Source organism: Rhizobium sp. USDA 4016 (assembly GCF_056279705.1).
The window spans coordinates 250,359-276,478 of the sequence record NZ_JBWCCY010000004.1 but is presented as its reverse complement, the minus strand read 5'-3'; the positions used below and the strand labels follow the sequence as shown (position 1 = coordinate 276,478).

Annotated in this window: 23 protein-coding genes and 2 pseudogenes; 10 read left to right on the top strand and 15 right to left on the bottom strand. The window is 60.3% G+C overall.

The annotated features are described in order from the left end of the window. Nucleotides 1-4: 4 nt before the first annotated feature. The 3 genes and pseudogenes from glgX to ACZ9DP_RS16575 all read left to right on the top strand — a co-directional run. Nucleotides 5-1,988 (top strand): annotated as a pseudogene (glgX, locus tag ACZ9DP_RS16585) (glycogen debranching protein GlgX). A gap of 89 nt (nucleotides 1,989-2,077) precedes the next feature. After that, nucleotides 2,078-2,566, top strand: a complete 489-nt coding sequence (locus ACZ9DP_RS16580; RefSeq protein WP_476202932.1) for a MaoC family dehydratase — start codon at nucleotides 2,078-2,080, stop codon at nucleotides 2,564-2,566. Nucleotides 2,567-2,654: 88 nt separating this feature from the next. Further along, nucleotides 2,655-2,813, top strand: a pseudogene (locus ACZ9DP_RS16575) (HIT family protein); the annotation flags it as partial. Between the two features lie 58 nt (nucleotides 2,814-2,871). On the opposite strand, the gene ACZ9DP_RS16570 reads toward ACZ9DP_RS16575, so the two are convergent. Genes ACZ9DP_RS16570 through ACZ9DP_RS16555 form a run of 4 tightly spaced genes read right to left on the bottom strand, consistent with a single transcriptional unit; the run spans nucleotide 2,872 to nucleotide 8,024 of the window. Then, nucleotides 2,872-3,420 carry a sarcosine oxidase subunit gamma gene (locus ACZ9DP_RS16570; protein ID WP_074069683.1) on the bottom strand — a complete coding sequence of 183 codons (549 nt, stop codon included), beginning with the start codon at nucleotides 3,418-3,420 and terminating at the stop codon, nucleotides 2,872-2,874. Then, nucleotides 3,413-6,406, bottom strand: a complete 2,994-nt coding sequence (locus ACZ9DP_RS16565) for a sarcosine oxidase subunit alpha (RefSeq protein ID WP_194728205.1) — start codon at nucleotides 6,404-6,406, stop codon at nucleotides 3,413-3,415. The genes ACZ9DP_RS16570 and ACZ9DP_RS16565 overlap by 8 nt, the downstream gene beginning before the upstream one ends. After that, nucleotides 6,403-6,744 (bottom strand): sarcosine oxidase subunit delta, encoded by a 342-nt coding sequence (locus tag ACZ9DP_RS16560; protein ID WP_074069685.1) that lies wholly within the window; start codon nucleotides 6,742-6,744, stop codon nucleotides 6,403-6,405. Before ACZ9DP_RS16560 ends, ACZ9DP_RS16565 begins: the two co-directional genes overlap by 4 nt. 26 nt (nucleotides 6,745-6,770) lie before the next feature. Then, entirely contained in the window at nucleotides 6,771-8,024 is a 1,254-nt protein-coding gene (locus ACZ9DP_RS16555; RefSeq protein WP_476202931.1) for a sarcosine oxidase subunit beta family protein, read from the bottom strand. A gap of 245 nt (nucleotides 8,025-8,269) precedes the next feature. Between ACZ9DP_RS16555 and ACZ9DP_RS16550 the strand changes: the two genes are divergently transcribed. Further along, nucleotides 8,270-9,259 carry a FecR family protein gene (locus tag ACZ9DP_RS16550; RefSeq protein ID WP_476202930.1) on the top strand — a complete coding sequence of 330 codons (990 nt, stop codon included), beginning with the start codon at nucleotides 8,270-8,272 and terminating at the stop codon, nucleotides 9,257-9,259. Nucleotides 9,260-9,263: 4 nt separating this feature from the next. Here the strand turns inward: ACZ9DP_RS16550 and ACZ9DP_RS16545 are convergent, their stop codons facing one another. The 5 genes from ACZ9DP_RS16545 to ACZ9DP_RS16525 form a co-directional block, all read right to left on the bottom strand. Then, nucleotides 9,264-11,435 (bottom strand): CHASE2 domain-containing protein, encoded by a 2,172-nt coding sequence (locus ACZ9DP_RS16545; RefSeq protein WP_476202929.1) that lies wholly within the window; start codon nucleotides 11,433-11,435, stop codon nucleotides 9,264-9,266. Nucleotides 11,436-11,615: 180 nt separating this feature from the next. Continuing rightward, nucleotides 11,616-11,846, bottom strand: a complete 231-nt coding sequence (locus ACZ9DP_RS16540; RefSeq protein WP_039846116.1) for a hypothetical protein — start codon at nucleotides 11,844-11,846, stop codon at nucleotides 11,616-11,618. Nucleotides 11,847-11,899: 53 nt separating this feature from the next. Further along, complete coding sequence (gene rpsU, locus ACZ9DP_RS16535; RefSeq protein WP_022715889.1) at nucleotides 11,900-12,136, bottom strand: 30S ribosomal protein S21; 237 nt, start codon at nucleotides 12,134-12,136, stop codon at nucleotides 11,900-11,902. A gap of 52 nt (nucleotides 12,137-12,188) precedes the next feature. Then, nucleotides 12,189-12,491, bottom strand: coding sequence for a cold-shock protein (locus ACZ9DP_RS16530; RefSeq protein WP_194728208.1), 303 nt, complete (start codon nucleotides 12,489-12,491; stop codon nucleotides 12,189-12,191). Between the two features lie 107 nt (nucleotides 12,492-12,598). Continuing rightward, nucleotides 12,599-12,808 carry a cold-shock protein gene (locus tag ACZ9DP_RS16525; protein WP_028739741.1) on the bottom strand — a complete coding sequence of 70 codons (210 nt, stop codon included), beginning with the start codon at nucleotides 12,806-12,808 and terminating at the stop codon, nucleotides 12,599-12,601. 367 nt (nucleotides 12,809-13,175) lie between these two features. Here ACZ9DP_RS16525 and rpsU (ACZ9DP_RS16520) point away from each other — a divergent pair, with 367 nt between their 5' ends. The 6 genes from rpsU (ACZ9DP_RS16520) (at nucleotide 13,176) to ACZ9DP_RS16495 (ending at nucleotide 19,354) form a co-directional block, all read left to right on the top strand. Then, complete coding sequence (gene rpsU / locus ACZ9DP_RS16520) at nucleotides 13,176-13,388, top strand: 30S ribosomal protein S21 (RefSeq protein ID WP_003585885.1); 213 nt, start codon at nucleotides 13,176-13,178, stop codon at nucleotides 13,386-13,388. A gap of 138 nt (nucleotides 13,389-13,526) precedes the next feature. After that, a complete protein-coding gene (locus ACZ9DP_RS16515; RefSeq protein WP_194728209.1) occupies nucleotides 13,527-14,396 on the top strand; it encodes a tetratricopeptide repeat protein in 870 nt (289 codons plus the stop codon). A gap of 27 nt (nucleotides 14,397-14,423) precedes the next feature. Beyond that, nucleotides 14,424-15,488 carry an NAD(P)/FAD-dependent oxidoreductase gene (locus ACZ9DP_RS16510; protein WP_476202927.1) on the top strand — a complete coding sequence of 355 codons (1,065 nt, stop codon included), beginning with the start codon at nucleotides 14,424-14,426 and terminating at the stop codon, nucleotides 15,486-15,488. A 218-nt stretch (nucleotides 15,489-15,706) separates the two neighbouring features. Then, nucleotides 15,707-17,365, top strand: a complete 1,659-nt coding sequence (locus tag ACZ9DP_RS16505) for a sensor histidine kinase (protein ID WP_074070434.1) — start codon at nucleotides 15,707-15,709, stop codon at nucleotides 17,363-17,365. A 189-nt stretch (nucleotides 17,366-17,554) separates the two neighbouring features. Then, on the top strand, nucleotides 17,555-18,622 hold the full coding sequence (locus tag ACZ9DP_RS16500; protein ID WP_476199890.1) for an IS110 family RNA-guided transposase: 1,068 nt from the start codon (nucleotides 17,555-17,557) through the stop codon (nucleotides 18,620-18,622). Nucleotides 18,623-18,886: 264 nt separating this feature from the next. Continuing rightward, nucleotides 18,887-19,354 (top strand): DUF992 domain-containing protein, encoded by a 468-nt coding sequence (locus ACZ9DP_RS16495; protein WP_476202925.1) that lies wholly within the window; start codon nucleotides 18,887-18,889, stop codon nucleotides 19,352-19,354. Between the two features lie 98 nt (nucleotides 19,355-19,452). On the opposite strand, the gene ACZ9DP_RS16490 is transcribed toward ACZ9DP_RS16495, so the two are convergent. From ACZ9DP_RS16490 to ACZ9DP_RS16465, 6 genes are all read right to left on the bottom strand, one after another. Further along, a complete protein-coding gene (locus ACZ9DP_RS16490; RefSeq protein ID WP_476202923.1) occupies nucleotides 19,453-20,847 on the bottom strand; it encodes an NAD(P)(+) transhydrogenase (Re/Si-specific) subunit beta in 1,395 nt (464 codons plus the stop codon). 10 nt (nucleotides 20,848-20,857) lie between these two features. Further along, nucleotides 20,858-21,256 (bottom strand): proton-translocating transhydrogenase family protein, encoded by a 399-nt coding sequence (locus ACZ9DP_RS16485; RefSeq protein ID WP_022715897.1) that lies wholly within the window; start codon nucleotides 21,254-21,256, stop codon nucleotides 20,858-20,860. Next, on the bottom strand, nucleotides 21,246-22,403 hold the full coding sequence (locus ACZ9DP_RS16480) for a Re/Si-specific NAD(P)(+) transhydrogenase subunit alpha (RefSeq protein ID WP_476202922.1): 1,158 nt from the start codon (nucleotides 22,401-22,403) through the stop codon (nucleotides 21,246-21,248). The genes ACZ9DP_RS16485 and ACZ9DP_RS16480 overlap by 11 nt, the downstream gene beginning before the upstream one ends. A gap of 98 nt (nucleotides 22,404-22,501) precedes the next feature. Then, a complete protein-coding gene (locus ACZ9DP_RS16475; RefSeq protein WP_074062505.1) occupies nucleotides 22,502-22,726 on the bottom strand; it encodes an aa3-type cytochrome c oxidase subunit IV in 225 nt (74 codons plus the stop codon). A gap of 118 nt (nucleotides 22,727-22,844) precedes the next feature. After that, nucleotides 22,845-23,597 carry an N-acyl amino acid synthase FeeM domain-containing protein gene (locus tag ACZ9DP_RS16470; protein WP_239596906.1) on the bottom strand — a complete coding sequence of 251 codons (753 nt, stop codon included), beginning with the start codon at nucleotides 23,595-23,597 and terminating at the stop codon, nucleotides 22,845-22,847. Between the two features lie 143 nt (nucleotides 23,598-23,740). After that, the gene (locus ACZ9DP_RS16465) at nucleotides 23,741-26,044 is read right to left on the bottom strand and encodes a putative bifunctional diguanylate cyclase/phosphodiesterase (RefSeq protein ID WP_476202920.1); all 2,304 of its coding nucleotides are present in this window, start codon (nucleotides 26,042-26,044) and stop codon (nucleotides 23,741-23,743) included. Nucleotides 26,045-26,120 lie beyond the last annotated feature (76 nt).

The following is a 26,120-nucleotide window of genomic DNA, read 5'->3' as shown; positions in this document are numbered from 1 at the left end:
GCTCATGCGGGCGGACAACAGGGCTAAAGGGGGCGCGATCCTTTTCGAAACCGGCGTCGAATTCGCCGTCTGGTCGCAGCATGCCGCAGAGATCCAGCTCTGCCTCTTCGATGAAACCGGCAACAAGGAACTCGCGCGCCTGCCGATGGCGCGCGAAAAAACCGGCCATGTGCACCGGCTTTTCGTCGACGGTCTGAAGGAAGGCGCCTGTTACGGCTTACGGGCCGACGGCATCTATGCTCCGGAAAACGGTCTCTGGTTCGATCCGTCCAAGCTTCTGGTCGACCCGTACGCCAAACAGCTCGACCGGCCGCTCCGCCATGATCCGCGTCTCGGCATCTTCGGCGAAGACACGCAGAACCTGATGCCGAAGGCGATGGTGACCCGCGATACGAAAGTGACGTTGGAGAAACCCCTCTTCAAGCCAGGCGGTTTTATCTATGAAGTCGCGGTCAAACCCTTCACGATCCTCCACCCGGACGTTCCCGAGACGCAGCGCGGCACCGTCGCCGCCCTTGCCCATCCCTCAGTGATTGCTCATCTCAAGCGGGTCGGTGTCGATGCCGTCGAGCTGATGCCGATCACCGCTTGGATCGACGAGCGCCATTTGCCGCCGCTCGGACTAGCGAACGGGTGGGGCTACAATCCCGTTGCCTTCATGGCGCTCGATCCGCGCCTCGCGCCGGGCGGCATGGCCGAACTGCGCGATACGGTTGCGAAGCTTCGGGTCGAAGGCATCGGCGTCATTCTTGACCTCGTCTTCAACCATACCGGCGAGAGCGACCGTTACGGCACGACGCTGTCGCTGCGCGGCCTCGACAATCGCTCCTTCTACCGGCATCTGCCCGGCCGGCCCGGCGAGCTTGTCAACGACACCGGGACCGGCAATACCGTCGCCTGCGATCATCCCTATGTCCGCCAGCTCATCATCGATAGCCTCCGACATTTCGTCCTCGGCGCCGGCGTCGATGGTTTCCGCTTCGATCTGGCGCCTGTTCTCGGCCGCACGGCAAACGGCTTCGAGGCCCATGGAGGGACACTCTGCGCAATCCTCGACGATGACGTGCTCGCCGAGCGCATCATGATCGCCGAGCCTTGGGATATCGGTCCGGGCGGCTATCAACTCGGCAATTTTCCAGCTCCCTTCCTCGAATGGAACGACCGCGTTCGCGACGATATCCGCTGCTATTGGCGCGGTGACGACTGGAAGACCGGGCCGCTCGCAACAGCACTGGCCGGCTCCTCCGACATTTTCTTGCGAAACGGCGGAACGGCGACGCGCAGCGTCAACTTCCTCGCCGCCCATGACGGTTTCACGCTGAAGGATCTCGTTGCCTACAGTCATAAGCACAACGAAGCAAACGGCGAGGAAAACCGCGATGGCCACAACGAGAACCATTCGTGGAACAACGGCATCGAGGGCGAAACGCGCTATCCCGATATCATCAAGAAGCGCCGTGGCGATCTGAAGGCGCCTGATCTCGACGCTCTTTGCCAGCCGCGGCAGCATCATGCTGACGGCGGGTGATGAAGGCGGGCGAACACAGCGCGGCAACAACAACGCCTATTGCCAGGACAACGAAATCACCTGGGTCGACTGGGAGGCGCTGGATGAAGAATTGATCGCCCACACCGCCTTCGTGGCAGCATTGCGAAAGCGCTTCTCCGTCTTCTCCGAATCCGGCTTCTTCGACGGCAACGGCGATGTCGAATGGATATCCTCCTCGGGCAATCCGATGACCGTTGGAGAGTGGGAGACTGCGAATCTTTCCACGCTCGGCATGCTGCTCACAACGCGCGACCGCGACAGCCGCAGACAGGTGCGTCTGGCCGTGCTTTTCAACCGATCGAACAATGCGATGGACTTCGTCCTCCCGCCCCCAGACACTGCCGCGTGGCGGCTGTTGAGCGCGTCCGGCAACTCCGAGAAGCTTGGCGCGGCCGTGATCGTTCCGCCGCGGTCGGCCATCTTTTGCGTCGGGAATTGATTCAAGCCGCAACGAATGTGAATCGTTGTCGTAATTGTCATAAATCCACTGTAAGCAATTGAGCAGGCGGCTTTTTTCATGGGGAATTTATGGTCAGGGAAATTTCGCTCGCGGAAGTCCGCGGGCTCATTGGCACGAAAACAGGGCTTTCAGATTGGATTCTTGTCGATCAGGCGATGATCGACGCTTTTGCGCACGCCACCAACGACCATCAGTTCATCCATACCGATCCGGCCCGCGCGACAACCGAAAGCTCCTTCGGCGGCACGATCGCCCATGGTTTCCTGACGCTCTCTCTGCTTTCCACAATGAATTACAATGCGTTGCCCAAAATCCGCGAGCAGACGATGGGTATCAACTATGGATTCGACAAGGTGCGCTTCATGGCGCCGGTCAAATCCGGCACCCGCATCCGCGGCCATTTCATCCTCGCCGACGCACGCTTCCGCGGCGCCAGCATGCTGATGACCACATATGAAGTGTCCATCGAGATCGAAAACGAGAAGAAACCCGCGCTTACTGCGAACTGGATCACCATCATCCAGTTCGATCCGAAGGACCGGCCGGAGGAACCCTGAGGAGCAGGCTCTTTGGAAATCCCCGCGCAGTTTAATATCCTCGAAAACCGGGAGCTGGATTGTAAACCACAGGATGAATTCGGCGTTGGTGGAGACACTCTTCTGGGAGGATGCCCGATATCGGATCCTTGAGGACCTTGCCGAATATCCCGCCAAGACCTTTGATGGCGCGAAGTTAACGCTGTTCGTATGGCGGGAATTTTGCGAACGCGCAGTTCCGCCCGCGATCAGTTTCAGCGGCCATTGAATTGCTGAAAGCGGCTTTGCGTCCTTAGCCGCTCTCGCGCGATTTCACGGCCGGCGTGTCAGTGCCCCGCATCTTCTGCCGCCTCGGCCAGCAGACCGAAGACATAGTCGGAAAACGACCGCCAGCATTCGATCCGGTACGTATCGTCCTCGGTGCGGAAGAACACGACTTCCGCCTTGCCGAACAGCGTGCGCGAGCAGGCGCCGACCGGAAATGTGCCGATCGACAGGTCCTGCGGGCAGCCGCCCGAAAGCGCGGCTTCGGCGCCGGGGCCAGAGACGATGATGCCGACATTGCGATGGGAGACATCCGTCGCCGAATGAAGGAGGCTGACACCTGATAACAAGGCCATCAGATCTGCGCCGTCTTCATCGATCACCAGCCATTCGTCGGGGCCGAGCCAGAGCACTGAACGTCCACCCTCGCGGCCCGAGGTTTTCGGCGCATCCGGGATCGTGACGCCGAGAGCCGATGAAAGAGCTTTGAGCGAAGCTGCCGGCGCCCGCAGCGCCACCCGGCTCGCCGCAGGCGCAGGCGTCAGCCGAACAGTGGCAGAACCGCCGTGGTTGCCGGAAAGAGCGGATTTGCGAATTGCCACATCAACCATTGATCCGGCCTCCTTCTTTGTCAAAGAACACCATGTCCGTCACTTCAACGGCAATCGTCTTGTCCGGCATTGGTACATAAAGAGTCTCGCCTGTGCGCGCCCGGCCGCCGGCGACCAGCGCGAAAGCGATGGACTTGCCGAGGTTTTCCGACCAGTAGGACGAGGTTACATGACCAAGCATGGTCATCGGCTTCGGCTCGTTCGGATTGGCGACGATCTGTGCGCCCTCTTCGAGCACCAGCTTCGTATCCTTCGTAACGAGACCGACAAGCTGCTTGCGGCCTTCCCTGACGAGATCGGGACGCTTCAGCCCCCGAATGCCAACAAAATCCGTCTTCTTCTTGGAAACGGCCCAGGAAAGACCTGCGTCATCCGGCGTGACCGTGCCGTCCGTATCCTGTCCAACGATGATATAGCCCTTTTCGGCGCGAAGAACGTGCATCGTCTCGGTGCCGTAGACGCAGGCGCCGAGCGGCTCGGCATTTGCCCAGACAGCTTCCAGCACCGACTGGCCGAAATCGGCTGGAACGTTGATTTCGAAGCCGACTTCGCCAGTAAACGACACTCGGAAGAGGCGCGCAGGTACGCCGCAGACCTTGCACTCGCCAACGCTCATATGCGGGAAGGCCTCGTTGGAAATATCGAGCCCCTCAACGAGCGGCGCGACGATCTCGCGCGCCTTCGGACCTTGCACGGCAATCACAGCCCATTGCTCGGTAACGGAGGTCAGCCACACCTTCAGGTGCGGGAACTCCGTTTGCAGATAGTCTTCCATGTGATGAAGAACGCGCGGCGCGCCGCCTGTCGTCGTCGTGACATGGAAACGGTCATCCGCAAGACGCCCGACAACGCCGTCGTCGTACACGAAGCCGTCTTCGCGGGTCATGATGCCATAGCGGCACTTGCCGGGTTTCAGCGTGTCCCAGGCATTGGTGTACATCAGGTTCATGAACTCGGCCGCATCCGGGCCGACGACCTCGATCTTGCCGAGCGTCGAGGCATCAAAAACGCCTGCGATGTCGCGAGCCGTTTTGCATTCGCGGGCAACCGACTGATGCATCGTCTCGCCGGCGCGCGGATAGAACCAGGCCCGCTTCCAGTTGCCGACGTCTTCGAACACAGCGCCATGCGCCGCTTCCCACTGATGCATCGGCGTCTTACGCGCGGGATCGAAGAGCTCGCCGCGCGAATGGCTGATCAGCGTGCCATAGGTGACCGGCGTATAGGGCGCACGGAAGGTCGTGAGGCCGACCTGCGGGATTTCCTTGCCGAGCATTTCGGCGGCGATCGCCAGACCGTGCATGTTGGAGAGCTTGCCCTGGTCGGAGGCCATGCCGTTCGTCGTGAAGCGCTTGATGTGCTCGATCGAGTGCATGCCTTCGCGCACCGCAAGACGGATGTCCTTGGCGCAGACATCGTGCTGGAAGTCTATGAAGGCCTTGGCGCTCGTCTCCGGGCCGGCACCTTCGGCAGCACCGATCATACCTCCTGTCCAGTCATAGGCCTGCTCGGCCGAGATGCTGATCTTGCCACTGCCCGATTTTCCGACGGCTTGCGCCATCAGCTCGCCGGCCGCAAGAGACTCTTCGATCGTCTGCTGCAGGCCGTCCGTGCCGTTGCACGCGCCGACCGACAGGCAGTCCTGCGCATAGGTGCCGGGCAGGAAGCGCTGGCTTTCCGGCTCGAACTTCACCTTGCCGCGCGACTGCGAGAAGAGGTGCACCGACGGCGTCCAGCCGGCCGAAACCAGCAATGCGTCGACCGCAACTTTGCGCGGCGAGCCGCCGCCGTTGCGGGCGACGGTCATCGATGAGACGCGGAGCTTGCCCGAAGTATTGATGACCGATTGTCCAGCCAGCACCTCGATACCGAGCGAACGCGCTTCGGCAAGAACTGCAGCCCCCGGCGTCTGGCGGCAATCGACGATCGCAGCGATTGCCACGCCGGCACGCTTCAGGTCGAAAGCGGCTTCATAGGCCGAGTCATGGGCGGTGTAGACACCAACCTTGGCTCCGACGGCGACGCCGTAGTGGTTCAGGTACATGCGCGCGGCAGACGCCAGCATGATGCCCGGACGGTCGTTGTTTCGGAATACCATGTGCCGCTCGATTGCACCGCTGGCGAGGATCACCCGCTTGGCGCGGACCTGCCAGAGACGCTCGCGCGGCAGGTCACGGCCCGGCTTGGCGATATGGTCGGTCACGCGCTCGGCAAGAGCGATGAAATTATGGTTGTAGTAGCCGAAGGCCGTCGTGCGGGTCAGAACCTGCACGTTGTCCATCGCCTTCAGCTTAGCAGCCGCCTGCTGCGCCCAGACGTAGCCTTCGATGCCGTCGATCTTCACGCCGCAGTCGAAGCGCAACGCACCGCCGCATTCCGCCTGCTCGTCGCAGATGATGACGCGGGCGCCCGTCTCAGCCGCGGCAAGGGCAGCGGAGAGACCTGCAACGCCCGCACCGGCGACGAGCACGTCGCAATGCGCATAGCGGCTTGCGTAGTGATCCGGATCCCCTTCCGTCGGCGCGACGCCGAGACCGGCGGAACGTCGGATGAGTGGCTCATAGACATGCTTCCAGGCGGCCTTCGGCCACATGAAGGTCTTGTAGTAGAATCCCGCCGCAAAGAACGGCGAAAGCAGATCGCTGATGCCACCGACGTCAAAAGCAAGTGACGGGAAGCGGTTCTGCGACTTGACGATCATACCGTCGAAGACTTCCTGAACCGTGGCGCGCACGTTCGGCTGCTTTCGCGCCGAGTCTCGGGCAACGTCGATCAGCGCATTCGGCTCTTCCGCACCGGCTGAAAGGATGCCGCGCGGGCGGTGGTACTTGAAGGAGCGGCCGACGAGATGCACGCCGTTGGCGATCAGCGCCGAAGCGACGGTGTCGCCTTCGAGCGCGGTATAGCTCTTGCCGTCGAAAGTGAAGCGGGCGGTTCTCGCCGGCGTCAGGCGTCCCTTGCCTGGAATTCGGTTCGCGCCGCTCATTTCGCCTCTCCTTCCGTCGCTTCATAGGTTTCGACGGGGGCGTGCGGGACGCTCGCAGCGCCTATTTCAGGCTTTGGCTCGCCTGCCTTGTAGGTCATGATGAATTTGTCGCTGATGGTGTCGCGCGCTGCATTGAAGAAACGGCCGCAGCCGTGGATGTGCCGCCAGCGTTCGAAGATCAGACCCTTCGGGTTGTCGCGCAGGAAGAAATACGCCTCGAATTCCTCGTCGGAAATCGAAGCGATATTCTGGGGCCGCGCAATATGCGCGTCGCCAGCGCCACGGAATTCGAGCTCGGAGCGCTCTTCCTGACAGTATGGGCAGTAGATCAGTAGCATTGGATTCCCTTGTCGGAAGTGCGTGGTCAGTGCGCGACGGCGGCGGCTGCCGCTTCGTCGATGAGCCGTCCGGTGCGGAAGCGATCCAGCGTCAATCCGGCATTGAACTTGTGCGGCTCGTCGCGGGCGATCAGGTCCGCAAAGAGATTGGCCGAACCCGGCGTCGCCTTGAAGCCGCCCGTTCCCCAGCCGCAGTTGACATAGAGCCCCGGAACCGGCGTCTTCGACTGGATCGCCGAACGGTCCGGCGTATTGTCGACGATGCCGCCCCAGGAGCGCATCATCTTCACGCGGCGGAACATCGGGAAGAGCTCGCAAATCGCATCAAGCGTATGCGTGATGATCTGCAGGCCGCCTGTCTGCGAATAGGAATTATACTGGTCCGTGCCAGCGCCGATGACGAGCTCGCCCTTGTCGGACTGCGAGATATAGGCATGCACCGTGTTCGACATGACGACACAGGGAAAGATCGGCTTCAGTGGTTCGGAAACCAGCGCCTGCAGCGGGCTCGATTGCAGCGGCACGCGCACGTCCGCCATCTTCATCACGGTCGTCGAGTGGCCGGCCGCGGAGACGCCGACCTTCTTCGCGCCGATGAAGCCGCGATTGGTTTCGACGCCAACAACCCGCCCGTCCGGTCCGCGGCGGATGCCGGTGACTTCGCAATTCTGGATGATGTGAACGCCGCGATCCGACGCCGCTCGGGCATAACCCCAGGCGACCGCATCATGACGCGCCGTACCGCCGCGGCGCTGCAAGGCGGCGCCGTTAATCGGATAACGTGCAGCTGCGGAAATATCGAGCGGGGGGCAATAAGCCTTCGCCTGCTCCGGCGTCAGCCATTCATTATCGATGCCATAGAGCCGGTTGGCATGGATATGCCGCTTGAAGGACTGCTGATCGTGGATGTTGTGCGAGAGCATCATCACGCCGCGCGGCGAATACATCACATTGTAATTCAGATCCTGCGACAGGTTCTCCCAGAGCTTCATCGAATGCTCGTAGATGTGCATGCTCTCTTCATAGAGATAGTTCGAGCGGATGATGGTGGTGTTACGGCCGGTATTGCCTCCGCCGAGCCAGCCCTTTTCCAACACCGCGACGTTGGTGATGCCGTGCTCCTTGGCAAGGTAGTAGGCTGCTCCCAGACCATGCCCGCCGCCGCCGATGATAATAACGTCGTATTGCGCACGCGGCTCCGGCGAAGTCCACTGCCTCTCCCAGCCCTTGTGGCCCCTGAGCGCTTCCCGTGCCACGGCAAAAACCGAGTATTTCCGCATCCGCCTTCATCTCCTTCAGGGAAAGGCATTTTCTTCGTGGCCATACAAATCGCAAATCGAAATGCGGCACAACGTTTCTTTTGCGACGCGAACGGGCTTTTGTTTGACATGGGTGGAACAAGTGCTGATGACACTGAGGTTGCCGCATCCGCCCACCCGCACCGGATTAGTCCGACTAACCCAAGAGGGCAGGAAGACGAGACGCGAAATCACATGCTAATATTCCTATTCCTAGGGGTGTTCCCATGTCGTATGTGCGTCTTGCCGCAGCCACGGTGTTCAGCGCGGTGCTTTCCAGCTCCATGCCGGCCTCCGCAGCCGAGCAGGTTGGCCAGGCGGTCCGCATCAAGACGGAAGTGACCGGTCAAACGGGACCGCTGACCGTAAATGCCGCAGTCCATCGCGACGAGCGCATTCGTACATCGAAATCCGGTCTCGGCCAGTTTCTCTTCCGTGACGGCACCAAGCTTGCGGTCGGCTGGGGTTCGTCAGTCGTCATCGACAAATACATCTTCGATGACTCTCAATCGGTGAAAAAGCTGAGCATCCGCGCAGCGAAGGGAACTTTCCGCTGGATCAGCGGCAGTTCGAAATCGTCCGCCTATCAGATCCTGACACCTGCGGGCACGATCGGCGTGCGTGGCACCGCCTTCGATTTCTATGTCGGCCCGGATGGAACGACGGCCGTCGTCATGCTGAATGGCGCCGCCCAGTTTTGCGGCCCGGGCGGCTGCCGGCAACTGACACGCCGTTGCGACTGTGTCGTTGCGACACCCAACGGCAACATGACGGATGTGGCGCGCGTAAACCAGGGCGTCCTTCGAAGACTGGGAACGCCACGCGCCCTCCCATTCCTTTCCGGCAGTCAGTCGCTCTCCGGCATGATGGGCGGCGGCTGCGGATTGACGGCGGCACTGCAGCGGCCCGATAACCTTCAGCGCCAGGCGCCGGCCGTCTCGCCTCCGGAACCGAAGCCGGAGAAACCGAATAAACCTGACAAGCCGGATAAGCCCGATAGACCACACAAACCCGACAAACCCGACAGGCCGCATAAGCCGGACAAGCCCGACAAGCCCGACGGGCCGCATAAGCCGGACAAGCCGCATGACCACGACAGGCCGCATAAATCACATGATCACCACCGGGGCGATCAAGACAGAGACCGCGACAAGGGTGACCATCACCATGGCAAGGACCGCGATAGGGATCGCGGCGAACGGAACCACCATCGCTGATAGGTCATTCTGCGGGACGCGCTTCCTCAGAAATCGGTTCATCACGGAAATGATCGGCCCTGCGGGAAATCCGGCGATAAAATTCCGCCAGGCCGGGAGCGATCATTTTGGTCTTCAACCTGATGGCACTGACGATCCTGCGCGTGTCGGGCGAGCGCGAGCGAAATGCCTCGACAAGCTGATTGTGGAGCTGCCGCAGCTCTGCAAATTCGGCCGATTGCGTCACGCGCTCATCCCCGACGACGGCGAATAGGCGCGTCCGGCTGCTCTTTCCCTTCAGGCCGATGGTGCCCGCCTCAAGCAGCGCAGCACCTAACTGCAGCCGCGCTGTGTCCTCCGAAATCAGAATATCGAAGCCGATTTCCTTGCAGGAGGATTCGATCCGCGCAGCAACGTTCACGGCATCGCCGACGGCCGAGTAATTGAAGCGCGTTTCGGCTCCCATATTTCCGACACAGGCAACACCGGTATGGATACCGATGCCGATGCCCACCGGTTGATCCTTGCCAAAGCCGAAGGCATCGGCAGCATTGAGCTCGGCAAGCGTTTCCCGCATGGCCAGAGCGGCGCGCACCGCCTTCGTCTCGTGATCGGCGACATCGACTGGCGCATTCCAGAAGGCCATGATCGAGTCGCCGATGAACTTATCGAGCGTGCCCTCATTGGCGACGACATGGCGGCTCAGTGCGTCGAGCAGCGTGTTCAGGAATCCGACCACGGCCCTCGGCGGAAGCCGCTCACTGATTTCGGTGAAATGACGCACGTCGACGAACATGACCGTCAGTTGCCGATCGTCGCCGCCAAGGCGCAGTGCGTCGCGCGTATGCTCGATACGATAGAGAAGCGATGGTGACAGATATTGCCCGAAGGCGCGGCGAACCGCGCGCCGTTCCCGGTCGATCACCAGAATGCGGAACGACGTCGCGGCGAAATGCGTCACTGATCCGCTGATGATCGGAGCCAACGGATCGAAAAGAAGCCCGGCGTAGGAAAAGCAGAGCCACGAGGCGACAACAGCAAGCGCAGTAATCGCCAAACCACAGGCTAGGGCTACCGCCGGGCTAACGAAGGTCGTCAGGATCACCAAAAGGCTGCCAAGCACTGCGATGGCGAATATCTCCAGGCCATCCGCCCAGTCCGGCCGCGACAGATAGCGGCCGTTCAAAATCTGCTCGAGGGTCTGCGCGTGCAGCGAAACCCCCGGCACATTTTCTCCAAGCGCCGTGACACGGATATCCTGCAGCCCCGCGGCCGATGTGCCGATAAAGACGATACTTCCGTTTATCGCCGCGCTGACTTCGGCCGAGGCACCTTTTTCTGCAAGCACATGCCGCGCGGAGACATATCTCTCCGCACGGTCTGGGCTGACATAGAGCCATAACTCGCCGGCCGCCGTCACGGGGACGACAAAATCGCCTGTCTTGACTGAGACCATGACGCCGGCCGCATCCGGAGCACCCGCCAGCACATAGGTCGAGACACCCTGCGCAACACGCAGTGCCTCCAGCGCCAGATTCGGATAAAGCTGCTCCCCATCCGTCAGAAACAGCGGAACTGCCCGCACGACCGACGAAGAGCTGCCCGGATTGAGACTGATATGACCGATGCCGGCGGCGTTCGCTTCAAGGCGCGGACGTAACGGCGTTGCGGCATTGATATGCGGGGGTGCGCCGACGGGACTCTCGCCGGTGAAGGCGAAGCCTGCCTTGACGGACGGGCGATAGGTTCCCTCGTTGGTCAAGCCGAAGCCGAGCACGACAGGCTTATCAGCAATAGTATCGGCGAAAATCTCGTCATTGTCGGGCAATTGCGACAGCAGCGACGGATCGATGCCGGACACATTGCCGACGACAGTACGTGGCGAAAGCCGGTCGGGCTCGGCAAAGAGAATGTCGAAAGCGATCGCCGCCGCACCCATCTCGGACAGCCTGTCGACGAGCAGAGCCAGCCTGTCTCTCGGCCACGGCCACTGGCCGAATTCGCGTAGCGATGCCTCGTCAATATCGATTACCCGAACTGGCAGCTCTTCGAAGGACCGCGGCGATAGGCGCTGGTATTCGTCGAAGGTCACATCGCGGATCGATCGCAGCAGCTGTGGATCGCTGGCCCGCAGCAGCGTGAGCACGGCAACAATCGCCAAGCCGATGATGACACCGATTTGCTGCGCGCGTGTCATGAACCGATGGCGCCCCCTACGCTGCAAGCCGCTGAGCAGCGAAGAAAGGCTACGCCGCTTTAGCGCCGAACGCCATCCTGTCGCAGAACTGGCACGCAGCATAAAGAGAGATTGTGTTGGAGCGCGTGGGAATCGGACAGGCAGACGCCTTCAAGGGGAAGGACCACGGTTTGCAAAGACCTATTGGCCGGCCGATTTGACTGAAACCTTGCGCTTTCTTTTCGGAGCCGGAAGTTCGGGCTCAGCTTCGGCCTGCCGCTGCAGACGGAGGGCTTTCAGCTTCTCCGTCTTTTTTTCACGCAGTTTTGCTTCGTCTGCAATAATCGCCCGCGCCGTGTGATCCGTGGCTTCCGCCTTGTCGCGGGCCGACATCTTCGTGGCGTTGAAGAATGCGTCCTTTGTGGCAGTCATTCACTTTTCCTTGGATGGTTCGCGATTTTGAAAACCACGCTCGCAAGAGACACTCAACGTGTGTTTGCGGCCTTTTTGGGCATCGGCAGCAAACCTTCGCGCTGCATCTTCTTGCGCGCGAGTTTCCGCTGACGGCGGATAGCTTCGCCCTTTTCGCGGGCGCGCTTCTCGGATGGCTTTTCGTAGGCGCTGCGCGCCTTCATTTCACGAAACAGACCTTCGCGCTGCATCTTCTTCTTGAGAACGCGAAGAGCCTGGTCGACATTGTTGTCCCTGACGAGAACCTGCAAAATCTTATCCTTTCGCGGCAATGGCATGCCGTATCGTTAACGAGGGGAGGCGTTACTTTCGAACCTTGATGCTGGACGTCTTCAGCCAAGGCTCGGCATTGGAAGTTTGGGCTACGTGAGCGCCTGAAATCCGCGGCGGCGATTCGGTCGCGTCGATATCAAGCGCTGTTATCCTGCGCTCGAAGTTTTCGGCCTCGAACCGAACACGGTACTGTACATGTCCATGGTCGTTCGGCAGGATGCCGACGACCTCGCATCGCCTGTCGGCAGCGGCCGTTCGGGTGAGACCGGACTTCAGCACGACAAAGTCACCTATTTTATAGGTCGGCTTTGCCTTATAGTTCGGCTTTGGCATCACGGTGCTCTTTCAAAATGTCAAAAAGGCCGGGCGTTTTACCCGACCTCTTCCCGTCATTCAGCCCGCTGCCAGTACATCCGTGGTCAGCCGTGGCAAATGACAAATTACGCGGCCTGAAGATTATCCGCTGCGTTCTTGCCGGACTTTTTGTCCCGGACGAGATCGTAGCGTACCTTCTGCCCGTCGGACAACGCGCTCATGCCGGCACGCTCCACGGCGGAAATGTGAACAAATACGTCAGTCGAACCATCGTCCGGCTGAATAAAGCCAAAGCCCTTGGCGCTATTGAACCACTTAACCGTGCCTGAATTCATGAACGATCTCCTTTCAATCGCTGCACTGCCGGGAAATTATTCGCCGGCTCTTATCGAGAGTTGAGAGGAAATCTGACAGAGCGCTCAGCGCGTGACAAAGGTCACAAGCAATATTCGATAGGCTCATATATAGGGGTATTTCTGCATACCGCAATAGCAAATGCATTTCTGGGCACCGCATCCGCCAAGCAGGCGGAAGGTTTATCGGCCATTTTTTCCGCAGATCGCCATATCAGTCTGGACTTCGTGTCATCGATCTGTTATCCCGCATCACCAATCGCGAGGCTCCGGTCGCGCGAACCGTATAATTTTGCCCTGGCGCTGTGCCGCCGCTGGTGTCAACCAAAACCAAAGGAACGTGATTCTCGTGCAGGTACTCGTCCGCGATAACAATGTCGATCAGGCTCTCCGCGCTCTCAAGAAGAAGATGCAGCGCGAAGGCATTTTCCGCGAAATGAAGATGCGCGACTACTACGAGAAGCCGTCGCAGAAGCGCGCCCGCGAGAAGGCCGAAGCTGTTCGCCGCGTTCGCAAGCTGGCTCGCAAGCGGGCACAGCGCGAAGGTCTGGTCGCACGCTAAACGGTGCCGTCGTTATTTCGACGTTTTCAGATGCATGTTGGCGGGGGCGATTACGTGTCGCCGCCGCCTTTTTATTTTTGCTGCTGAAGATCGCATATCCGATTGCCCCCGGATATGACGCATGGGGGAAGCGCACGAATGGCTGATTTCTTGTTCACCTCGCCCCGGTCCTTGCGCGCGCCGAAAGCGACGCTGCTGCCGGTGCTTGCAGTCCTTGGTGCAATCGGCCTTGCCGGTTGCCAGACCGACAACACCTCCGATGCTGTGATCCGCCTCGACAAGGCTCAGGGTTCCGAAGAGAACATTGCCTCGCTGACCTCGGTGATCAATTCCAATCCGCGTGATCCGGAAGCATATAACGTCCGAGGCTCGGCCTATGGCCGTGCCGGTCAGTTCAAGGCCGCGCTGAACGACTTCAATACCGCCCTGCAGATCAATCCGCGCTTCTTCCAGGCCTATGCCAACCGCGCGCTCGTCTATCGCAACATGGGCCAGCAGCAACAGGCGATCGCCGACTATAACGCCGCGCTGCAGATCAACCCGAGCTACGACGTCGCCTATATCGGCCGCGGCAACGTCTATCGCCAGGCCAGCCAGGACGATGCGGCATTCAACGATTTCGCCCGCGCAATCCAGCTCGGCACGACGGATGGCCGCGCTTATCACAATCGCGGCCTGATTTTCCAGAAGCGCAATCAGCAGGACAAAGCGATCGACGATTTCTCGAAGGCGATCTCGCTGTCACCGAACTCGCCCGAGCCCTATAACGGCCGCGGCATTTCCTATTTCGCGCTGAATGACGACGACAATGCCTTCGCCGACTTCAACCATGCGATCGAGCTCAACGGCAACATCGCCGAATCCTGGGCCAACCAGGCGCTCGTCTATGAGCGCCGCGGCGACAAGGAGAAGGCGGCCCGCTCCTATCGCCACGCGATCGGCCTGGACCCGAAATACCAGCCGGCCCGCGACGGCCTGGCCCGCGTCGGCGCTGCAACCAGCGGCTGATATCTGCAGATCACGGAGAAAACAGCGATGGCGGCGAAACGGCATGTGATCGTCGTCGGCGCCGGTATCATAGGCGCCTCGATCGCCTGGCATTTGGCGAAGGCCGGTGCTGCTGTGACGGTCATCGCCGAAGAAACCGGCGGCGTCGCAACGCCCAATTCCTTCGCCTGGATCAATGCCAGCTGGGGAAACCCCGAATTCTACTTTCATTTCCGGCGCCGCTCGATGGCGGAGTGGAAGCGGCTCGCTGCGGAGCTTCCGGGCCTGCCGCTTTCCTGGTGCGGCGGCATCTGCTGGGACCTGCCCCGCAATCAACTCGAAGCTTACGCGAAGGAGCACGGCGGCTGGGGCTACGGCATCAAGCGCATCGAGCGCAGTGAGATCTCCCGCCGCGAACCCTATCTCAGTAATGCACCCGATTTCGCCCTCGCTGTCGCTGAGGAAGGCGCAGTCGAGCCGATCGCAGCCGCGCGCATGATGCTGGCGGATGCCGAAGCGCGAGGCGCAAAATTCATCGGCGCTGCCGTTCGCAGCCTCATCCGTAGCGGAGATCACATTGCCGGCGTCGTGACGTCGCAAGGTCTGATCGATGCGGATCATGTCGTCCTCGCTTGCGGCGCAGGATCCGTTCCCATAGCCGCGTCAGCCGGGATCACGCTGCCGATTGACGCGCCGCCCGGCCTGATCGTTCACTCCCGCCCGTTCGAGAAACGGCTGAGGGGCCTGGTGATTGCGACGGAACTGCATATGCGCCAGACGACCGAGGGGCGCATCATCGCGGGCAGCGACTTCGGCGGCAGCGATCCGGGCGAAGACCGCCAGGCGACCGCGGCCGCTCTCTTTGCAAAGGTCAAAGCCAGCCTTTTGGAAAGCGACGCGCTGACAATGGATTTCCTCACTGTTGGATATCGCCCGACGCCGCGAGACGGCTTCCCGATCATCGGCAATTGCGGCATCGGCGGCCTTTACATCGCCGTTATGCATTCCGGCGTAACGCTTGCTCCGTTGGTCGGCACGCTGGCGGCAAACGAGATTCTGTCAGGCGCAACTGACGCAAGCCTCCGATCATTTCGGCTCTCCCGGTTCGCCTGACGGCACAATTGTATGACCATTACAATTCTTCCGTCAGCATGTTTTAGTGTGTTGCAACCACTTTCCCCTGCCCCTAACATGTCCTTGCTTCGATAGCAGGCTATCGGGAATCCGAACGCGTTGAGGGCACTAACGGCGATGCAGTTTTTTGCTTTCGTAACTGTTTGCGAAAATCCGGCCGGGCCATTCGCCGTCGAAAGCCTGCAAAGATTATGCCCATGAGTCTGCGCACGCGGCTGTTTCCCAAGGCTTCGATCGGCACCTATCTGGTTGCCATGGCGGTCTCGATCGCCGTGCCGATCTTTGCTTTCGTCACACTCCTGCTTTTGCAGCTCGAGGACAATCAGCGGACGACGCTGCGGCGCGAGACGGCGCAAGACGCGCTGACCCTGTCTCGCTCTATCGACCGGCAGTTGCAGGACATGGCGACGACACTTCGTCTGCTCTCAACCTCGCCCGAACTCGAGAACAACGACTTCGCCTCGTTTCATGAGCGGACCGAAACGGCCCTGCGCGGCGATACACTCTACGTGATCGCCGTCGACCGAAGCGGTCAGCAGCTACTGAACACGCGCCGTGATTTCGGCACGCCGCTCAGCAAGACAGCCAATATCCCGGCAATGGAATCGGCCATCGAGTCCGGCCGTATCGAAGCATCCGACGTCTTCAAGGGAGCGACAAGCGGCGAGTGGGTCTACAATGTCACGATGCCGCTGGATGCAGGTCAAGTCGCGGCCCTGATCGTAACCCAGAACGCCAAGGACCTCGCCAGACTTGTCACGACCGAAGGGCTTGCGTCGGGTTGGTCGGCTGCGGTGATCGATCAGGGCGGCCATGTGGTGGCTTCGAGCGGCATGGCAAGCATTGCCCCCGGAACGCCGTTCGACACGCGCATCCTGCCGTCGCTTATCGCTTCGCGCGGCGTCTTCGAGGACGAGGATATTCTGCCGAATCAACTCCTCGGTTATGCCCAAATTCCCGGCTGGTCCTGGAAAACGGTGGTCTGGGGACCGGTTGCCACGGCGCAGGCATCGATCCTCACGACATGGCGTTTCCTGATCGTCGGCGGCATCGCATTGCTTCTGGTCGCCGTGCTCGCGGCCTATGCCGTGGCGCGGCAGGTGCGCACTACGATCCGCGATATCGCCGACATGGCAAGCAGCATGGGCGAGGGCCAAATCGTGGCGCCGATCGATACCAGCGTCATCGAGGCAAACCAGGTCGCCGTTGCTCTGTCCAATGCCTCGTTCGATCGCAGCCAGACGGAAGACCGTCTGCATTTCATTATGCATGAGCTCGTGCATCGAACGAAGAACCTGCTCACGCTGGCCCAGGCAATGATGCGCCAACTCGCCAAACAGGCCGACAGCGTCGAAGGCTTCCAGTCGGCCGTTTCCGATCGCCTCGACGGGCTCGTCCGTTCGATCGAGCTTTTGACAAGCGAGCAATGGTCCGGTGCCTCGCTCCGCCGGGTCATCGACATTCACCTGGAGGCCTTCCCGCAGGCGGCAGAACAGCTTGAGATTTCCGGAGAGGATTTTGTGGTCAAGCCGGAGGCGGTCCAGAACCTCGGCCTGACGCTGCATGAACTGGCTACCAATTCGGTGAAATACGGTGCGCTTTCAGTGCCGCAGGGCCGCGTCTCCTTCTCCTGGGCGAATATCCAGGTCGAGGATCAGTCCGAGGCAATGCTCCGTTTTATTTGGGAGGAACGGAACGGTCCCGAAGTCGCTACCCCGTCCCGCTCCGGCTTTGGAACCACTGTCATCAAGACGCATGCTGCAGCGGCCTTCCGCGGATCGGTGCAGGTAGACTACCTGCCGCAGGGCCTGATCTGGACCCTGACAGCGCCGCGTAGCGCGCTGGAGCGCGAATAACGGCCGGAACAATCAAAAGGATCAATTCGTTTCCGATAGGTCATCCGAAAGGAGGTGACATGAAAGAGGCCGCCTTCACCGATAGAACGGATCACTGAGATGCAGGTGATGGTCGAGGGACAGTCACGCTTCGAGCCTTTCGGCTTACCTTGTTGGGGTTCGCAAGATCTCAATAAAGGAGTTGGAAGCATGACTGCCTCTTATAATTACCATATCGGCGTCGACTACCACAAATCCTATAGCCACCTGGTGGTGCAGGACAGCAATGGCAAGACGCTGAGATCCGGCCGGGTGAAGAACGACCGCCAGTCTCTGGGTGGGTTTCTGGAACGCTACCGGGAGAATTCGCATGCGGTTGTCGAGGCCACCCGCAACTGGATGGTGATCTACGATTGGCTCGACGACATTTGTGATGATGTCGTTCTCGCCCATCCCTGGAAGGTCAAGGCGATCGCCGACGCCAAGATCAAGACCGACAAGATCGATGCGACGGTGCTGGCGCATCTGCTCAGAGCCGACCTGGTGCCGGAGGCCTGGGCTCCTGGAGAGCGAGCCCGCGAGCTGCGCGTCGCCCTTCGTGAGCGGATGTTTTACGTGCGGCTGCGGACGATGACGAAGAACCGTATCGTCACGGTGTTTGATCGCTATCCGGAGCAGACGGCACAGTTGAAGAAGCTCGGCGACCTGTTCGGCAAGGCCGGCCGCATTCAGCTGGCGCAGGTGAAGGTCTCGGAGATCGACCGCATCCAGATCGACCGTGGCCTCGACTTCATCGGCGACATCGACGTGCGGATCAAGCAGTCGGAAGCAACGATCCGGGCAATGACCAAGGCCAATACCAATGTGAGGCTGTTGAAGACGATCCCTGGCATTGGCGAGTTCTTCGCCCGGCTGATCGACGCCGAGATCGACGACCTAGCGCGGTTTCGCAACCCGAAGAAGCTTGCCGCCTATGCCGGACTGGTGCCGTCGACCTATTCCTCCGGCGGCAAGACCTTTCACGGCAAGATCATCAAGCAGGGCAACAAGTGGCTACGCTGGGCTTTCGTCGAGGCGGTCGCCCCGGCCATCGCCAGCGATGCGCAGCTGCGCGCCCAGTATGAGCAATTGAAGTTCAGAGGAGTGAACAAGGCGCGTGTTGCCATCGCGCGCAAGCTTTTGACGATCGCCTTCCAGATTCTGCGTGACCAGCGCGCTTACGAGCGGCGCGGTGACAGCCCCATGGAAAGCGCGTCGACGATATCCCGGTTGTCCTGATGGCCGTTTAGCGAGCCCGGCAGGACTGGGCTGCGCTCCTGAAGGAGAATGGGAAACCGGGAGCCGAACGTCACTCTGTGACCGAAGCTAACGCATTAGGTCACGCATTGGAGATTGGTACGAGAACCGACGGACGGCAATACTCTGTCCAGCGGAAGGAAGAGACTTAGCCGATCGGCGAAGAAAGCCGGTCAAAACCTAACCGAACCCAAGGAAAGCCGCCAGTTGAAGGCTTTTTGCCCCTTGTGTTCTTTCAAGCACATGATGATCGCAGCAACGGCAGCGGCGGCAGCAGTCTTTGCAAGCCCGGCAGGCGCTGCGAACTATATCAGCCTCGGCCGTCTGGTCTGCGGATCGGAAGGCGGTCAGGGGCTGATTATCACTTCGCAGAAGAATCTGATCTGCACCTACACGCCTGCCGGAGGCGGCCCGAAAGCCGTCTATGCCGGCAAGATCGAGAAATTTGGCCTGGATATCGGCGAGACCGGCAAAAGCGTTATGATCTGGCAGGTTCTTGCCAAGACCGGCACAAACATTCCGGAATTTGCACTTGCCGGTGAATACTACGGGATCGGCGCCGATGCCAGCCTGGGTGCAGGTGCCGGTGCCAAGGTGATCGCCGGTGGCACCAACAAGGCTTTCATGCTGCAACCGCTGAATGTGCAGGCCCAGGAGGGCCTCAATCTCGCAATCGGCGTGGAGAAAATGACGCTGGCGCCCGCTGCTACCTGACAAGGTCGGCGGAGATGGAAAAAGGCTCGCTTAGGCGGGCCTTTTTCTTCGGCTGGCATCGCTTGAAATAAAAGCCCGGCTCGAAGCCGGGCCTTGGCTCAGTGGCCGATCGCTTTGTTGATCTCCTCGGTGACCTTCTTTGCATCGCCGAGCAGCATCATCGTGCCATCCTTGTAGAACAGCGTATTGTCGATGCCCGCATAGCCGGAGCCGAGCGAACGCTTGACGAAGAGGCAGGTCTTGGCCTTGTCGACATCGAGGATCGGCATGCCGTAGATCGGCGAGGTCTTGTCATCGCGCGCCGCTGGATTGGTGACGTCGTTGGCACCGATGACATAAGCGACATCGGCTTGGCCGAAGTCGGAGTTGATGTCTTCGAGTTCGAAGACCTCGTCATAAGGCACGTTCGCTTCGGCCAGCAGCACGTTCATGTGGCCGGGCATGCGGCCGGCGACCGGATGAATTGCGTATTTGACCTCGACGCCGGCCTTCTTGAGATTGTCGGCCATCTCGCGAAGCGCGTGCTGCGCCTGGGCAACCGCCATGCCGTAGCCCGGCACGATAATGACCTTGGAAGCGTTCGCCATCAGATAGGCGGCATCCTCTGCCGAGCCGAGCTTGACGGTCTTGTCGGAATTGTCCGCAGCCCCTGCAGAGGTCTCGCCACCGAAGCCGCCGAGAATGACGGATATGAACGAGCGGTTCATGCCCTTGCACATGATGTAGGACAGGATCGCACCCGAAGAGCCGACCAGCGCACCGGTGATGATCAGAGCGAGATTGCCGAGCGTGAAACCGATACCGGCTGCCGCCCACCCCGAATAGGAGTTCAGCATGGAGACGACGACCGGCATGTCGGCGCCCCCGATCGGCACGATCAGCAGCACGCCGAGCGCCAGCGAAAGCGCCACGACCGCCCAGAAATCGAAATGGCTTTCGGTTGCCGCGAGCCCGATGATGAAGAAGACGATCAGCACCAAAAGCCCGATGTTGATGATATGCCGGAAGGCAAGCAGGATCGGCTTGCCGGACATGCGCCCGTCAAGCTTCAAAAAAGCGATGATCGAGCCGGTAAAGGTAAGCGCCCCGATCGCGGCGCCGATCGCCATCTCGATACGCGCCTCGCCATGGATCGAGCCGATATCGCCGATGCCGAAGGAGGCCGGTGTATAAAGCGCGGAGGCAGCAACCAGCACGGCGGCCAGGCCGACCAACGAGTGGAAGCCCGCCACCAGCTGCGGCATCGAGGTCATCGGGATGACGCGGGCGATATAGGCGCCCGCCCCGCCGCCGATCGCCAGTCCGAGCACGATCAGCACGAAGCCGGCAAAAGAAGGCGTTGCCAGCACCAGCGTCGTGAGGATCGCCATCCCCATGCCGATCATGCCGTAGAGATTGCCCTTGCGGCTGGTGGCCGGATGGGAGAGGCCGCGCAGTGCCAGGATGAAAAGCACGCCGGAGACGAGGTAGAGGAAAGCTGCGATATTGGTCATTCGTCCGGCCTCACTTGTCCTTCTTGCGGTACATCGCCAGCATGCGCTGCGTGACGAGGAAACCGCCGAAGATGTTGACCGAGACGAGAACGAGCGCGACGAAGCCGAAACCGGTCGCAAGCCCGCTTGCCGAAATGCCGACTGCAAGCAGCGCGCCGACGACGATGACTGAAGAGATGGCGTTGGTGACGGCCATCAGCGGCGTATGCAGCGCCGGCGTCACCGACCAGACGACGTAATAACCGACGAAGATTGCCAGCACGAAGATCGCGAACTGGAAAATGAAGGGATCGATCGCCCCGCCCGTTGCCGCACTTGCCGCTTCCGGTGCCTGCGCGGCCGCCGCCACGACTGCGTTGACCGCCTGGTCAAGCTGCTCCAGCGCCTTGTCCATTGCTTCACTGGCCATCAGCTATCCCCTTCTTCGTCCCCGCGAATGCCGGATGCACGACATCGCCTGCATAGGTCAGCATGGTCGCTTTGATGAGTTCGTCGTCGAGGTTGAGGACGACGCTCTTCGTCTCCTTGTTGAGCATGGTCTCGAGGAAGGTGACGAGGTTCTTGGCATAGAGCGCCGAAGCGCTGGCGGCCACCCGGCCCGGCAGGTTGGCGAAACCGATCACCTTGACGTCTTCGACATCGACGACCTCGTCTGCAACCACGCCCTCGATATTGCCGCCACGCTCGACCGCAAGATCGACGGCAACGGCGCCGGGCTTCATCGAAGCCAGCATCTGGCGCGATACGAGCTTCGGCGCAGGGCGTCCGGGGATCAGTGCCGCGGTGATGACGATGTCCTGCTTGGCGATATGCTCGGCAACGAGGGCTGCCTGCTTCGCCTGGTATTCCTTGGACATTTCCTTGGCGTAGCCGCCCGCCGTCTCGGCTGCCTTGAACTCCTCGTCTTCAACGGCGATGAACTTGGCGCCGAGTGAGGCGACCTGTTCCTTGGCGGCGGGGCGAACGTCGGTGGCCGAGACCGCAGCGCCGAGGCGGCGCGCCGTCGCAATCGCCTGGAGGCCTGCCACACCTGCACCCATCACGAAGACCTTGGCGGCCGGAACGGTGCCGGCGGCCGTCATCATCATCGGCAGGGCGCGATCATAGACAGACGCCGCTTCAATGACGGCCTGATAGCCGGCGAGATTTGCCTGTGAGGAAAGAACATCCATGGACTGGGCGCGCGTAATGCGCGGCATCAGTTCCATCGCGAAGGCTGAAAGCCCTGCCTTCGCCATCGCGGCAATCGCCTCATCGTTTCCATAGGGATCCATGATCGCGATGACGACCGCGCCGCTCTTGTAGCCGGCAATCTCCGCCTCCGTCGGGCGGCGCACTTTCAGCACCACATCCGCGGTTGCCGCATCGCCAGCCGAGCCGATCCGCGCCCCTGCAGCCTCGAATTCGCTGTCCGGTATGCGCGATAAAACCCCAGCACCTGCCTCGACCACGATGTCGAAGCCGAGGTTCCCCATCTTCTTTACAGTTTCGGCAGACGCCGCAACGCGTGTCTCGGAACCGTTCGATTCTTTTGTAATGAAAACGATATTGCCCAACTGCCCCCTCCTCGGGTCAGCCAAACCACCGCGGGCTCACCGCTCAGGCCAAGCACCTATTCGAAAATTTCGGAAATGCCGCTCCTCGCCTGCTGCAGTCAGCGCAGCAGGACGATGCCGGCAACGAAGATGACGAGAAAAACCAGGAGGCCGCCGAGAAAGCCGCTGCTGGTGAAAAAACCGGCCGTCATGCCAAGCAGCAGGGCGATGAGGAACATCGTGCCGTATTTCGCAGCCGAAATGAACAGATTGTAGGTTTGTTCATGTTCTTTGTAGTCCATCGGCGCGCCGACTTCGACGGGTCCGTTGTGTTCTTCGGCCATGAAATTTCGTCTCCCTGAATGCCATGATCCCATTCAGGGCTTACACAAAGCCTGGGAAAAGCGCAATGCATGAGAATGCCGCAGCCGGTACGCTTTGCGGCATTTCATGAGCGCGGCCTCAGAGCGGCAGATCGGTGCCGAACTGGCCTTCCGGCACAAAGCGCGCGGTCGGGATGATGGTGAGCGATGGCAGCCTGCTGTCGGGGCCGCGGGAAAACATCATGCGCTGTTCGCTGGCGCTGGAAATAAAGAAGGGATAGCGCGTCAGAAGCTTTCGACCAACCTCGATCACATTCGTCGCCATCAGCGTCATGTCGATTCCGTAATTCTTCGCCAGCCGGCCGGGCACGATGGTATCTGCATAGAAGACCCGCTTGTAGAAAGCGGCATGCGGGGGCCGGCAAAACTGAAGAACGCGGTCGGCACGGAAATGCGCCGCCGCAACGATGCTTGGCCTCAGCGTCAGGTAGGGAATCCACGACAGGTCGGCGGTCAGTTCCGGATCGGCCGCAAAGCGCGCTGGATCGATCAAGGTCAGCCCTGCATCCAGAAGCGAATCGATCGCCTCAGGAAAGGCGCCGGCGGACTGGCTGACGCGATGGTCCGGCGTTACATAGTGAAGTCGGACCGTGCTGACCAGTTCGCCGTAATAGTAGAGACCGAAGACATAAGCATGGCTATCGAAATCGGTATCGTCCAACAGCCCTTTTGGGGCGAGCGCCAGCACATCATGGGCCTTGTAGGCCTTCCAGCGCAACCGTTCGACATCCTCCATGTCCTCGCTGCTTTCGATGCGGCGATATTCGACATTGTCCAGAATTTCGAGAAGCTTTCTTGAAAAGTCACTTGTATTCAAAGGGATTGACGCCATTGATGTTCCCGCCGTTAACGGGCCATTAATCATATCTGGGCGCGCAAAGAGCAAGAAGTATCAAAAGTTTCGGACGTATTTGAATTATTAAGGTTAACAGACCCGGATAACTGGGCTCTTGTTTCGATGGCGGCAATCCGGGCTCAGGCGACCTTGCTGCGGCGGCGCTGGGTGACGCGACGGCTGAGTGCTTGCGAAAGGATGCCGATCTCCTTTGAGGGCACCGGCGCAGAGAAGACATAGCCCTGCACGAGATCCGCGCTGCGATGCTTGTTGAGCAAGGCCAGTTGCTCAACAGTTTCCACACCCTCGATGACGATCTTGAGCCCGAGCTCGCGGGCGAGATTGACAGTACCGCACAAAAGCTTCAGACGGCGCGTGTCTTCCGCGATATTGCGAACGAAGGAGCGATCGATCTTGACGATATCGAGCGGCAACGTGTCGAGATAGCTAAGGCTGGAGAAGCCCGTGCCGAAGTCATCGATCGCTATGGTGATGCCGTGGGAGCGCAATTCCGCGAGGATGGCGCGCACCGCCGCAGGCTCGTCGATGAGACAACTTTCTGTAATTTCCAGATGCAGCCGCGACGCCTTGAGGCCGGATGTTGAAAGCGCTTCCGAAACGACGGTGAGGATATCGTTGTCACGCAGGTCGCGTGCCGAGAGATTGACCGATATCGCGATGTGGTCGGGCCAGGTCATGCATTCGCTGCAGGCCTTGAAAAGGATGAACCGCGTGATGTCCGATATGATGCCCATCTCTTCGGCGAGGCGGATGAAAACGTCCGGCGGAATGGCGCCTTTTTCCGGGTGGACCCAGCGCGCCAGCGCCTCGGCGCATTCGATGCGTGTCCCATCGGCTTTGAACATCGGTTGAAACGCGACGCTGAGCGCGCCCGCAGCCACCGCTTCGCGCAAGTCTGCTTTCAGCTTCTGCTGCTCGATGTAGCGGCCATCCATTTCGTGTTCGAAGCCGGTGATGCCGCCGCGCAGTCGTGACTTGCTTTCAAAGAGGGCGAGGTCCGCTTTGATGCTCCACTCCTCCATTGCAAATGCATTGCTTTCGAGGATCGCGTAGCCGGCGCTGAGCGACACCAGGAAGGTGACCTCGTCCACTTCATAATTGCCCTGAATGTCGGCATGCATCCGGCGGATTTCGGCATCGAGCGCTTCGTTGTTCTTGGCATGCGGGAAGAAGATGACGAACTGGTCGCCCATGAGGCGGCCGACGATGGCATTGCCTGCTTCGTCCTTGATCCGCGCCGCGATCGCGCAGAGCAGGTGATCGCCGGTGATGTGGCCGCGCATGTCGTTAACGTGCTTGAACTCGTCGATGTCGAGGACCATGAAACCAAGCGGCCCACGCCTTTTCGGGTGGCGCTCAATATATTCCTTTACGAGATGACCGAAATATTCTCGGTTCGGCAGGCCGGTCAGAGCATCGAAGCGGACCATATGCAGGATCTTCTGCTCCGCCTTCACGCGGCTCGACACATCCTCGAAGATCAGAACGGCGCCGCCGTCGGCACGACGCTTCGCGGAAAATTCCAGCGATAGGCTTTCAGGAAAATGGATCAGGGTGCGCGATAGGCCTTCCTCGGCAACCTGTGTCAGCTGCCGCAGGATCAGTTCCGGTTGCGAGGCATCCATGAAGCTATAGCGCGCGCCGTAACGCAGGACGGCACCGAGGTCGCGATCCTTCAACCGGTCCGGATCGCCGATCTTGAGAAGCTCGCAGGCTTTCCGGTTGATCACCTGGATACGGTTCGACGGATCGACCATCACGAGACCGTGCGGCATATTGTTGAGCGCAGTATCGAAACGATCGGCAATCAGCGAGATCTGCCTGTGAGCGATGACGTTCTCATAAAGGAACTCGCGCACGCCGTTCGCCATCGCCCGCGTCGTCAGCCAGAAAGGAATAAGGAAGATGGAGAGGATGCCGCGATAGAAATCCAACGCCATCAGGCTGCAGACGATCATCGGCAGGCAGCAGGAGAAAGTCTGCAGGTCAACTGCCAGCCGCGAGCCGTAGTTGCGGCCGACGACGGAAACCATGGTCGCCATGGTGACGGAAATGCAGGCAAGCTCCGCGAAGGAATCATGCACGACGAAGATGGCATAGCCGCTGCCGATGCCGAGGATGGCTGTAGTGCAGGCCGCACCGGCAACGAGAACGCGCTCCCAGCGCTCGATGCCGGCGCGCGACAGTTTCTCTTTTTCCACGCGATCGAACCGCCGGAAGGTGATCATGCGGACGCAAAAGACCAGGAGGGCGGCAGCCGACAGCAGCACATAGATGGAAGACTGTGTTTTAGCTGCAACCGCCAGGAAAGTTGCCACATGCACGATGACGCCGGCGAGCAGCGTCATGCGGTTCCCCGAAAGAGAACTCACAAACGACAGATACACATCGATAGGGACCCTGTTCGGGCTATGTGGTTTCATCCATACTTTCCCTGTGCGCCGGGATGATACGGGGAACCTTTTAAAAATTGATTGCCTTGACCCTATCTGTTTGGTT